General features: G+C 34.4%; 12 protein-coding genes. All 12 read left to right on the forward strand.

What is annotated here, in order from left to right; all coding sequences use genetic code 11:
• The first annotated feature begins 10 nt into the window (after positions 1–10).
• The 12 genes from BM077_RS02145 (at position 11) to BM077_RS02200 (ending at position 12,502) form a co-directional block, all read left to right on the forward strand.
• Entirely contained in the window at positions 11–1,747 is a 1,737-nt protein-coding gene (locus BM077_RS02145; RefSeq protein ID WP_089747800.1) for a BamA/OMP85 family outer membrane protein, read from the forward strand.
• 27 nt (positions 1,748–1,774) lie between these two features.
• Entirely contained in the window at positions 1,775–2,278 is a 504-nt protein-coding gene (locus tag BM077_RS02150; protein ID WP_089747799.1) for an OmpH/Skp family outer membrane protein, read from the forward strand.
• Between the two features lie 38 nt (positions 2,279–2,316).
• The gene (locus BM077_RS02155; RefSeq protein ID WP_089747797.1) at positions 2,317–3,531 is read left to right on the forward strand and encodes a hypothetical protein; all 1,215 of its coding nucleotides are present in this window, start codon (positions 2,317–2,319) and stop codon (positions 3,529–3,531) included.
• A 14-nt stretch (positions 3,532–3,545) separates the two neighbouring features.
• Positions 3,546–3,968: an OmpH/Skp family outer membrane protein gene (locus tag BM077_RS02160; RefSeq protein WP_089747796.1), complete on the forward strand. Its 423-nt coding sequence runs from the start codon at positions 3,546–3,548 to the stop codon at positions 3,966–3,968.
• Between the two features lie 130 nt (positions 3,969–4,098).
• A complete protein-coding gene (lpxD, locus tag BM077_RS02165) occupies positions 4,099–5,160 on the forward strand; it encodes a UDP-3-O-(3-hydroxymyristoyl)glucosamine N-acyltransferase (protein ID WP_089747795.1) in 1,062 nt (353 codons plus the stop codon).
• Entirely contained in the window at positions 5,147–5,806 is a 660-nt protein-coding gene (locus BM077_RS02170; RefSeq protein WP_089747793.1) for a YjbH domain-containing protein, read from the forward strand. The genes lpxD and BM077_RS02170 overlap by 14 nt, the downstream gene beginning before the upstream one ends.
• A gap of 402 nt (positions 5,807–6,208) precedes the next feature.
• Positions 6,209–8,668 carry a hypothetical protein gene (locus tag BM077_RS02175; protein WP_089747790.1) on the forward strand — a complete coding sequence of 820 codons (2,460 nt, stop codon included), beginning with the start codon at positions 6,209–6,211 and terminating at the stop codon, positions 8,666–8,668.
• Between the two features lie 39 nt (positions 8,669–8,707).
• A complete protein-coding gene (locus BM077_RS02180) occupies positions 8,708–9,439 on the forward strand; it encodes an amino acid ABC transporter ATP-binding protein (protein WP_089748014.1) in 732 nt (243 codons plus the stop codon).
• 77 nt (positions 9,440–9,516) lie between these two features.
• Positions 9,517–10,368 (forward strand): UDP-3-O-acyl-N-acetylglucosamine deacetylase, encoded by an 852-nt coding sequence (gene lpxC / locus BM077_RS02185; protein ID WP_089747789.1) that lies wholly within the window; start codon positions 9,517–9,519, stop codon positions 10,366–10,368.
• A gap of 19 nt (positions 10,369–10,387) precedes the next feature.
• Positions 10,388–10,816, forward strand: coding sequence for a 3-hydroxyacyl-ACP dehydratase FabZ (gene fabZ / locus BM077_RS02190; protein ID WP_089747787.1), 429 nt, complete (start codon positions 10,388–10,390; stop codon positions 10,814–10,816).
• 46 nt (positions 10,817–10,862) lie between these two features.
• Entirely contained in the window at positions 10,863–11,675 is an 813-nt protein-coding gene (gene lpxA / locus BM077_RS02195; protein WP_089747784.1) for an acyl-ACP--UDP-N-acetylglucosamine O-acyltransferase, read from the forward strand.
• Between the two features lie 26 nt (positions 11,676–11,701).
• On the forward strand, positions 11,702–12,502 hold the full coding sequence (locus BM077_RS02200) for an LpxI family protein (RefSeq protein ID WP_089747782.1): 801 nt from the start codon (positions 11,702–11,704) through the stop codon (positions 12,500–12,502).

Genomic DNA, 12,502 nt, shown 5'->3' on the forward strand with positions numbered 1-12,502 from the left:
GGAGTCAACTTTGCGTAGAAGATTAAAGGTACTATCAGTATTAGTTAGTCTAATAATTTTAATAAGTACTAGCGGTTTGACTTTAGCAGCAACTAAAAAACCAGTAGAACAAGGTAATCTTATTACGGCTATTGAAGTAGCAGGGAATAATAGAATTCCTGCTAAAGAGATTTTAGATGTTGTTAGTACAAAGGTTGGAGAAGAAATTTCTAATAAAAAGTTACAAGATGACTTACAAGCAATATTCGATTTAGGCTACTTCTTTGATGTACAAGTTTCTTTTCAGAATTACAAGAATGGTGTTAAGTTAATCTTTGAGGTAGTAGAAAATCCTGTCTTAAATAAGATTAAATTTAAAGGCAATAAGGTTATAACTGATAAAAAGTTAGAGGAAATACTAAATTTGAAGACGGATGAAATGTTAAATACTAATCAGCTAAATAAAAAATTACGAGAAGTAGAGTCATATTATCAGGATAAAGGTTATATCTTAGCCTATGTAAAAGATATTTTAGTTAAGAATGATGGGACTTTAGTGGTTAGTATCGATGAAGGTACCTTAGCTGGCATTAAGATTAAAGGAAATAAGAAGACTAAGGATTTTGTTATCAAACGTAAGTTATCTTTACAAGTAGGTGATGTCTTTAATGTTAAACAGATGCAAGAGGATTTAAGGGCAGTTTATAATTTAGGGTTCTTTAAAGATATTAAACCTAAGTTAGAGAAGAAATCATCAAATAAGAATGATGTAGTCTTAACTATCGAAGTAGAAGAAGGAAAGACTGGTAACTTCGGTATAGGTGCTGGTTATAGTAGTGCTGATGGTTGGCTTGGTTATTTTGAAGTACAAGAGAAGAACCTAATGGGAAGAGCACAAAGACTTAGTTTTCGTTGGGAGTTTGGCGAAAAAGACACTTATGAGTTAAGTTTTTTTGAACCATGGGTCTTTGGTACAGAGACTTCATTTGGCTTTAGTATTTATGATCGTACGGATGAGAAGACAGGAACTTTTACTGATGAGAATAATAATGTCTCTGAAATTGATTATGAGGAACAAGAAAAAGGAGGTAGTATTACCGTAGGGCATCCATTAGGATTTGATATAGATGGATATCTAAAGTATGAATATGAAAATACAACTAAAGAAGCTTTGAATAGCGAAACAACTGCTGAAATTCCTGTGGAAGAACGGGAAGGTAGTACACGAAGCTTGACTTTCTCTGCAGTAAGAGATACAAGAGATAATATCTTTAACCCAACTGATGGGCGTAAGGACCGTTTTTCTGTTAAATATGCTGGGCAATCATTAGGCGGTGATTATGACTTTACTAAGTATCAGCTAGATTTAAGAGATTATACGCCGGATTTTTGGTTTGAAGATAATAGCTGGGCTTTTCGATTTAAGACAGGATTAAGTGAGGGAGAACTTCCAAATCATGAACTTTATCGAATAGGTGGTGCTCAATCTTTAAGAGGTTTTAAAGAGGATAAGTTTAGTGGTGATTCGATGGCATTAGCAAATATAGAGTATAGAATTCCAATAGCTGATAATTTTACTGGCGTTTTATTTACTGATGTTGGTGAGGCTTGGAAAGAAAGCGAAGGTCAAACTTTTGAAATGGATAATTTAAAGAAATCAGCAGGTTTAGGTGTCAGATTTAAGACACCGATTGGACAATTAAGGTTAGATTATGGTTTCCAAAAGAATGATTCTAGATTACACTTTAGTTTAGGACAGTCATTCTAAATATTAGCACGGGAAGGGGCTAAAATAATGTTAAAAATGAAAAGTTTAAAAGGAGTATTGGTTCTATCACTAGTTTTAATGATGGGAGTAGGTGCATTCGTTCTATTATCACCACAGGTGCAAGCAGAATCTAATGAGCAGCATAAGATTGCGTATGTAAATTTGCAGAAGATATTTAATAATCATCCAGAAAAACTTAAGGCTGAATCAAGATTTAATCAAGTAGTACAAACTTTACAACAGAATTTAAAGACAGAGTTAGAAGCTAAGCTTAAAGATGTATCAGGAGAAAAAAGACAACAATTAATTAATCAATATAAGCAAAGACTAAATAGAGAAGTTAATGAGCGGCAGCAAAAGTTAATTAAACCTGTCATGCAAAAGATTGATGCTACTATTAAAGAGGTAGCTGCTGAGCAAGGTGTAGATATTGTGGTAGAAAAAGGTGTCGTTATCTATGGTGGATATGACTTAACTCCTAAGGTTTTAGCTAAAGTTAAAGCAGAAACAGGAGACAAGACGAAGAATTAATTTAGCAGAATATGCATTAGGAAGTAGGTGGACTTAGAGTGCTAAAAAAGTCTTTAAGTAGATTATTCTTTATGTTCTTTTTGCTAATCTTATTGGTTCAGTTGGTAGGTTGTAGTAGTGATAGTTTAGCTGTTAATAAACCTGACCAAAATAATAAGACTAAGGTTATTAATAATGAGACAAAAGAGCCTAAGCAACAATTAGAAGATAAGTCTAATGACAGCAATCGAATAGGGGCAGTAGATTTAGAAGAAATTAGAGCTGCACATCCTGAAATTGCATCACTGATGAATTTGAACGAACGAATTAAAGAGATTAAGGTAAATTTAAAAGAACAGAGTGAACTTGCAAAATTAACTAAGAATAGTCAAAAAGATAATACTGAAAGTATGAATTACCAATTAGAAAGACGTTTAAAAATGATCAAGAAGAAGTATCAAGCACGAATAGATAAGAGAGTTGAAGAAGCAAAGAGCTCTCTATCAGCATATCAAGATAATATTAAACAAGAACTACAAAATAAAATTGAAAAGAAAAAAAGGGAGATCCAGAAGGATTTAGAGGCTAAAGTAACTCAGAAGAAGTTAGAACAGCAAGAGAATTTGAAAAAATATAGTAAGAAACTAAAGGATGAATACTATCTTAAGCTTTTAAATATAAGATTAAAATTACAGATGTTGCAATTATCTCCTAAAGAGAAGCAGGAGTATCAGGAGAAATTAAATAAATTAAAGAAAGAGCGGGCAGAGAAGCTAAAGACAAAACAAGCTGAATTAGAGAGTGAGTATAGGGACTTTGTCCTCAAACAGCAAAAGCAAGCTGATAAAGAATTTAAGAATTATCAACAAGAATTAACTAAAACTATGCAAAAGAAGGTTACGAAGAAGAAAGAGGCGGTTAACCAAGAATTACAAGATTATATTGCTAAACAGAAGAATCTTTTAGAAGCAGAAACTAAGGAAAAACGAACTAATTTAAAGAATAAATTTAAAGAGACGGTTATGGAGACTAGTAAGGAATTAAGTACCAACCTTGAGCAACGAAATAAAGAGTTATTAGATAATTTAAATGAATTAAAGAATGAACGTAGTAAACTACAAAGAAAGATCATGCAGGATATTAAAGAACAGATAGCTAAGATAGCAAAAGACAGAGGGTTAGAAACAGTTTTAGTTAACTATTATAGTAATTTATCAGCAATTGATATTACAAGTGAAGTAATCACTGGTTTGAAAAATTCGATAGAAGAATAGAGGGAGGTTGTTAGATGAGAGGTAATAGACTACTAAAATTACTTTTATTAAGTATAGTAATTTTAGTTCTGGTTGCTGGTTGTGCTTCCCAAGAGCTAAAAATAGCTGTTGTTGATATGAAGAAGGTAGTTGAGAATAGTAAACAGGTTCAGGTTTATCAAAAGAATCTGGATAAAGAATTGAATGCATTACAGGAAGAATATGCGGCTAAGTTAAAGAAGATAGAGGATGTACAGGTTTTAGAACAAAAACGCCAAGAGGCGTATGAAAAGAGTCAAAAGATAAAGAAGAAGATGGAGTCACAGCTTAAAGATACTATTAACGGAGCGATTGAAAAAGTAGTTAAGAAGCAGAAGGTAGATATAGTTTTACGCAAGTCTGATACGAAGTACGGAGGTATAGATATTACTGATAAAGTTATTAAAGAATTACAATAGACTACGTATTTCAGTAATAATTATTATAGTTGGGATTATTTTGAGGTATGATATCTTTAGTAAGCTTTTTAGGTATGGCATACTTAAAAAGCTTACTAAAATTTAGTTGTTTCTGTAGGGAGGGAAGAAGTTGGTTTTACAATTAAAGGAGTTAGCTCAATTAGTAGATGGTCAAATAGTAGGGGATGCAGACTTGGAAATATCTGGTGTGGGAGGAGTTAGCGATGTGCAAGATGGAGAGATAACCTTTGCTCAAAATGATGATTATTTAGCTAAAGCTGAAGCTAGTTTAGCAGAAACGGTTATAGTTTCAAAGGATATCTCAGAAGATATTGAATCTAAAAAGACATTATTAATAGTAGATAACCCTCGTTTAGCATTTGCTAAGATTGCACAAGAGTTTGCACCTCAATTATATGAGACTAATGAAGTTCATCCAACTGCTGTAATAGCTGATGATGTTCAATTGGGTGAAAGAGTTTCAATTGGACCTAATGTTACTATCGGGTCTGGTAGTCAGATAGCTGATGACGTTCGAATAGCTGCTGGGGTCTATATTGGAGAAGAAGTAGTTCTTGGAGCTGAAACTTTAATTCATCCTAATGTAGTAATTAATTATGATACAACGATTGGAAATAACGTTATTATTCAGGCAGGAGCTATATTAGGAAGTGATGGATACGGGTTTGAAAGTGATGCCACCGGGCATTGTAAAATTCCACAACTTGGTAATGTAATTATTGAAGATGAAGTGGAAATAGGAGCTAATGTTACTATAGACCGAGGAGCTACCGGGGCAACTATAGTGGGCAAAGGTACTAAAATTGATAACCTAGTACATATCGCCCATAATGTTCGAGTAGGCGAAAACTGTTTATTAATTGCACAAGTAGGGATTGCAGGTAGCGCTAAGATAGGAGATTGGGTTAGGTTAGCTGGGCAATCAGGAGTAGTAGGCCATTTAGAGGTAGGCAAGAATACTACTTTAGCTGCTAATAGTATTATTACGAATGATGTGCCTCCTAATTCTTTCTATTCTGGATATCCGGCACGCGAACATAAATCAGAAATGAGGATTAAAGCTGCAAGAAGAAAGTTACCAGATATGGTAAAAGAATTAAGAAGTTTAAGGAAGGAAGTAAAAGAATTAAAAGCACAATTAAGGGAGGAAGGAATTGATGAAGATAGATAAAAGAGTTGGATTCTCTATGTTATTGATTGGGTGTTTAGTGGTCGTTTTAGCTGGAAATGCTCTAGCTGCAACTGCATCGATGGGCGGTTATAGTGGTTTGATTCGTATTCCTACTACTGATATATTATCAACTAATAAAGCTACAGTTGGTTATCAGCGAGTTGATAATGGAGATAAGGTATTATTTAACTATGGAGTAGAAGATGCAATTGAATTGGGATTGACAGGTTATTGGTATGAAGCAGGTCAGATTGATGAAAGTGATTTGAATTTAAATGCTAAATTACGTTTTATGAATGAAACTTCAAATCAGCCAGCAGTAGCATTAGGTTTAATGGGTGAAGATTTATATGTAGTAGCGAGCCAAAATTTAAATTATAATGGAATTCGTGGTCACGTGGGAGTTGGAAATGGTGACTTGGATGGAGTATTTGCTGGTTTTAGTAAGACATTGAATCCAGTAACTATTTCTACTAGTAGTCAGAGTCAATTTCAAGTGCCGATAACTACATTAATGGCAGAGTATGCTGCTCAAGATTTTAATATAGGAGCAAGATTTAAATTTAACTCAAAAATTAACTTTAATATAGCACTAGAGGACCTTTCTGAACTATCCGCTGGTCTTAGTTTTAATAGCAAATTTTAAATAAATTGATTTAAAGCCATTCTAAGTGATACTTAGAATGGCTTTTTGCATATTAATAAATGGTATAACCACAAAAAGGTCACCTTTCGCGGCAGAATACATTTTTCGAAACATCTAAGGTTCGTATCCGCCAAAAATAAGGCTTCCTAATCTATAGGACGTCCTGTCCTGAGATTAGCTCACCACATCCTGTGGCTCGGCCATATTTTCGGCTACTACTCACCAAGATGTTGACCGAAAAATGTATAATTTACTCAATATGACCTTTTTGTGTTCTAATCATAAATTTATTTCAGCAGCTTGTTAACTTTATCTACCTATTAAATCCATTAATTACCTTCTCTATACTATTTACCAACATTGATGTAAATGTTATAATTGACAAGGATAGGAGGGAAAGTAATGCAGATTCTGAGAAACAGATTTCGGAAAGACCTTCTGGTTTGGTTAATTCTTGTAATTCTAATCGGTAGTGGCTTGGCCACAGCTATCGGCTATTTAGCAGATAGTTATTTTGGAGATACTGTTGATGGTCTGCTTGGGGGCTATGGAGAGTATGATTTCTTATTGACAATTAATCAGGAACTGAGAGATTCAGCATATAAGGAAGTTAAACAGATTATAAGTAATAGATTTCCTGGTTCAAAGCTAAAAGAGGGTGTAACTGTAGCGGGGAAAGCTAATTACTTTTTGAAGTTAGATGATAATTTTAGAAACCGTGCGGTTTTCTCACAGTTTGAAAAAGAGTTTGAGCAGGTGGTTGGTTTAGAGAATGTATCTTTAATTACTGAACCTAAGCTTTCACTGCGAGGAATGCTTGGTAATACAAATGAGATTTTAGGCGAGAAAGTTTCTGCATTAGAAGAAGTTAACTTTGTTTTGACTGCTGGGTCAGGGCTAGATGTTATCCTTAAACCTAATGCTAATCCGAAGAGGGTAGAGCGGAAGATTGAGGATATTTTAGATAAACACAAAGTTTTGCAGATAAGATTTCCTATAGAAAAAGAAGCACGAGAACTTACTGATTTAAATGCTGGTTTACGTCAGCAATTAGAAAAAGAGTTCTCTGGTCAAAACTTACAGAGTTTAAATGCAGGTCAACGTGAGAACTTAGATGACTTAATAAAGACTATGAATCAGATGAAGAAGTTCTTGTTAGAGTACGCTACAATAGTTCGTGTTAAAATTCCAGATGATTTAAAAATGAATAAGAGTCTGTCTTTGGCTATGGCAGGCGGAGACGTTCCGTTATCTATCGGTCAAAAGATTAGCTCTAAAACTATTTTATTGTCCTCTTTACAAAAAGAAGAAGGAGTATTGAAGGCGATTATAAGTAGAGGTGATGGAGCCCAAATTCTTAATCAAGATGTATATTTAATAGGTAGTTCTGGTAGAGTAATTAAAAAAATAGGAAAGTCGGAGGTTAAGCGACCTCGCTATCTATTAAAGAAAGCAGCTAATGAGACGGAAAAAGTGCTTCCGCAATTAAACTCTATTTTAACTAATACTGAAGAAGTTAATCAACGTCTATTACAATGGTTAACTAATTATGAAAAGGGCTTAGGCAAGATTCAGGGCTTACAGCAAAAACTTACTGAAGAACAAGGGAAGTTAAATAATTTTGTTCTTAGCAACCAGGAGGACTTAAAGGAATTATTGGAGATTGTAACACGGATTACAGATATTACTACTCGTTTAGAAGAGACCTTGAGTAAATTAGAGTTCTTACAGCAGGAATTACTAGGAATGAGTTCTAATTTTAAAGATTTTGAAAGGGATTTAGAGCGACAAATGGTATTTTTGACTTTAGCAGGTGTGGAAGATAAACGATTAACGAAGTTAAAAGACTCTATTCATACTATGCGTCAACAGATTACTGGGAATATGGATTCTATAATTAGTAAGATTAATCGTTATAATCCATTGTTAAATAAGTTTCGTTATTGGAATAATAATTTAGAGAAACTCAAGAAGGTACTACAAGTGAGTCAGTCTAAGAGTATACAACCAGAAAAGGTTGAGGAGTTATTAAATGTAGTGACAAGAGATATTAATAAGACGATTAATGGTTTAGATGAAGTAGAACGTACCAAATTAAAGGATAGATTAGCAAATCTTAAAGACAATTTGACGAAGTTGGAAGGATTGAACTTAACTTTGGTTAGTAAACAATTAGGTAGAATGCAACAGGCACTACCTAACCTTAAAGATGAAGAGATTACAGGAACTATAAAGTTATTAGATAAGTATTTAGCTGGTCAAGTACTACCAGGAGAAGCTATTTATTTCTTAGTTAATGATGATGTGAATAAACAAAAATTGCAAAAGGAAGTCAATAATTACTTTAATGATCAAAAAATAGATCAATTGTTCACTGAAGCAGGGATTATTAAGCCCAATATTCGTGGTGAACTCTTTAAAATCTTAGGAGAGGTAAGGGTAACTTTAACAGCTTTAATCGCTTTAATCTTTACTGCTTTAGTTCTATTAATCGACCAATCATTAGTGATGATTACTATGCAGCGTATGAATCAAGAGTCTGATAATAGATTAAGTAGATTTTTAAATTCTAGTTATCTATACGGTTTTTTACTAGGTGGATTGCTTTTGAGTGCTATATTCTATCTTTCTCAAGCTAAATTTCCGTATTTGAGTTTAGAGTATATCTTTATTATTGGTGGGCTATTGGGAGTTCTATCTGCTAATAAGGCTGTAGCTATCAATCCGATAGATGAGTCTGAAATCTTAGCGGGAGAAGCTCTTGGTCTAAATTATACAGAAATTATGCATGAAATTGTTATTCCTAATGGAAGACCTGGTTTTTTGACCTTGCTGAATAGAAAAGAAATGATATTTAGGTGATTGTTTACACTTGATATTTAGGAATGATGTGATATGCTAATGTTAGAAGTGCGTAATTTATACAAATCATATGAAAAGTTGCAGGTTTTAAAGGGAGTTAACTTTACTGCTCAAAGAGGAGAAACAGTAGTTATTATGGGGCCAAGTGGTTGTGGTAAGTCCACAACTATTCGCTGTATAAATCGTTTGACGGAACCGGATAAAGGTCAGATTATTTATAAAGAGCAAGACCTTCTAAAGTTAGAAAAAGAGGAGTTATTAAAAGTTAGGCAGGAGATTGGCTTTGTCTTCCAAAACTTTAATTTAATCAATAGATTAAATGTTTTTGACAATATTATGTTAGCGTTGTTAAAGCAAGACTTATCATTAGAAGAAAAAAGATTGCGAGTTGAGGAGAGTCTAAGACAAGTAAAACTAATGGATTTTGCCGAAAGCATACCTAAAGACTTAAGCGGAGGCCAAAAGCAGCGGGTAGGGATTGCAAGGAGTTTAGCTTTGCAACCTGATCTAATGTTATTGGATGAGCCTACTGCTGCTTTAGACCCAATTTTAGTGAAAGAAGTACTTGATGTTTTAGAAAAGGTAACAGCTAATCGAACTCGTACTCTCTTAATCGTAACTCATGAAATAGCTTTTGCATATAAAGTAGCAGATAGAATCTTATTAATGGATGATGGTAAGATAGTTGAAGCAGGAAGCCCTAAACAGATTTTTGAAACTCCAAACTCAGAGATTGGCAAAAAATATAAAGATTTATTCGAATATGAATAAAATTAGTAGAATAGTTGCAGGAAATCTAAAGTTTTTATGGAAATAGATAAAAGTTATGGAGTGGGAAGGGGGAAACAATGCGTTTGAATTCTGAATGGCAACATACATTAAAACAAGAGATTTCGTATAAAGGTATAGGCTTACACACTGGAGAGGAAGTAAATATTACTTGCAAGCCGCTTCCAGCTAATAGTGGGATAATCTTTAGAAGAGTTGATTTACCGTCAGGGCCAGAAGTAGAAGCAAAAGTAGAGAATGTAATAGCTACTAAGCGTTCTACTACTATAGGAAATGAAAATTGTGAGATAAATACTACAGAACATCTGTTAGCTGCCTTGAATGGTATAGGGGTTGATAACCTCCTAATTGAGATTGATGCTAATGAGGTTCCGGTTACTGATGGTAGTGCTAAGGTCTTTTTAAATCTTTTACAGAAAGCTGGGATTAAAAAGTTAGATGTTAAAAGGAAAGTTTATGAGGTGCGAGAAGCAATTTGGGCAAGAGAAGGAGATGCTTATTTAATCGCTCTGCCATTTTCGAATTTTAAAGTAAGTTATACTTTTGTTAGTGATCATGTAGCGATTGGAAATCAATTTAAAGAATTTATTATAGATAAGGAAGTTTTTGCTCATGAGATAGCTCCTAGTCGAACATTTGGCTTTGAAGCAGAAATAGAGGCTTTACAGCAACAAGGCTTAGCATTGGGAGGAAGCTTAGAGAATGCAGTCTTGATCGGCGAAGAAGAGGTAGTTAATGAGTTGCGTTTTGTAGATGAGATAGTTAGGCATAAGATCCTTGATATAATTGGTGATTTAGCCTTGATTGTCCCATTTAAGGGACATATTATTGCTGTTCGTTCTGGACATGCTCTTAATAGAAAATTGGCTGTCAAGATTCAAGAACATTTAATAGGTGGTAAGAATAATTAAAAAGCAAGGAGGATGAATTATGTTAGACATTAAGCAGATTAAAGAGGTTTTACCACATCGGTATCCTTTTCTTTTAGTAGATAGAATTTTGGAGTTTAAACCGAAGGAGAAGGTTGTAGGCTTAAAGAATGTGACTGTTAATGAAGAGTTCTTTAATGGACATTATCCGGAGCATCCAGTAATGCCGGGAGTTTTGATTGTAGAGGCTATGGCACAAGTAGGTGGCTTTGTTATGATGGATAGTGATGAAGTAAAAGATAAGGTGCCTTATTTTGCTGGGATAGATAAAGCTCGTTTTAGGAAGCCAGTAGTCCCAGGAGATCAGTTAATTATTGAAGCAGAAGTTTTGAAGTTGCGAGGTAAGATTGGTAAGATAGCGACTAAAGCATTAGTTGATGGTGAGGTTGTTGCTGAAGCTAAATTAATGTTTGCAGTTCAAGATAAATGATTATGATCTAATTAGAATATTGACTTAATATAGAGGAGGAAGAATAATGAAAAAGAAAAATCAGAAGAATAATGTTGTGCATATGGCGAATATTCATGATACGGCAGTGATTTCTTCTGGAGCAAAGATAGAAAAAGATGTTGAAATTGGGCCGTATGCAGTAATTGGTGAAAATGTGGAGATCGGTGAAGGAACGACAATAGGGCCTCATGTAGTAATAGATGGTTGGACGAAAATTGGTAAGAACAATAAATTCTTCACAGGAGCTTCTGTTGGCTTAGAACCTCAAGATTTGAAATTTGATGGAGAAGAAAGTTATTTAACTATTGGAGATAACAATACTATTCGCGAATATGCAACTATCCATCGTGGGACTGAAAATGGCGGTGGAGAGACTAGAGTCGGTAATAATAACTTAATCATGGCTTACTGTCATATTGCTCATGACTGTCAATTAGGTGATAATATAGTTATGTCTAATGCCGCTAACCTAGCGGGCCATGTATTAGTTGAAGATTCAGCGGTTATTACAGGTTTAACAGGAGTGCATCAGTTTGTGAGAATTGGGAAGATGGCGATGGTAGGTGCAAATTCTAAAGTAGTAAAAGATGTACCTCCATATATCTTAGTTGATGGCCGTCCAGCATCAGTAAATGGAATTAACGTAGTCGGTTTAAGAAGAAATGGTGTGACACCTGAATTAAGAAAAGAGATTAAGAGAGCATATAAGTATCTATACCGTTCTAATAATAATGTTTCACAGGCTATCGAGAAGATGGAGCAAGAGTTAGATAGTAGTCCTGAAATTGAACATTTCTTACGGTTCTTACGAAATGCACAACGAGGAATCTGTAGATAAAGTAATGTAGATTTGGGAGGATGACTATGAAAAGAGTTGGATTAATTGCTGGTAACGGGGATTTACCAATATATTTTGCTGAAGCTGCAAAGAATAAAGGAGTAGAAGTAGTAGCTATTAATATTACTGCACAGGCTCCGAGCGATAGATTAGAATCGATTGTTGATGAAAATTATGAGATTAGTGTTGGTGAATTAGACCGTATTATTAAGCGCTTACAGGCAAGTGAAGTACAAGAGCTAGTTATGGTAGGTAAAGTGAATAAAGATTTACTCTTTAATATAGATTTTGATAAGCGAATGCTAGCTTTATTAAATAGTCTTGAAGAGAAGAATGATGATGCAATCTTGCTAGCATTAGTTGAAGAATTGGAACAAGAAGGTATTGAGGTTAAAGAACAGACGACCTATATTGAAGAACTATTATCGCAGACTGGAGCTTTAAATCAAGTTGAACCAACGGAAGAAGAGTTGGCTGATATGAGATTTGGTTTTAAGATGGCTAAAGGTATCGGTGGCCTAGATATTGGGCAGACCGTAATTGTTAAAGAAGGAGCTGTAATAGCGGTTGAGGCTATTGAAGGGACTGATGAGACTATTCTCCGTAGCGGTCGATTGACTGATGGTGGAGTAGTAATGGCTAAAGTTAGTAAGCCTGAACAAGATTTTAGGTTTGATATACCGACTGTCGGTGTACAAACGATTAAGAATTTAATTGAAGTAAGAGCCAAAGGGCTTGTTATTGAAGCAGGAAAGACATTTGTAGTAAATCGAAAAGAAGTCTTTCGCTTGGCTAATGAAGCTGGGATTTCGATTGTAGCAATGTAG

The organism is Candidatus Frackibacter sp. WG13 (assembly GCF_900114655.1).
GTDB lineage: Bacteria > Bacillota > Halanaerobiia > Halobacteroidales > Acetohalobiaceae > Frackibacter.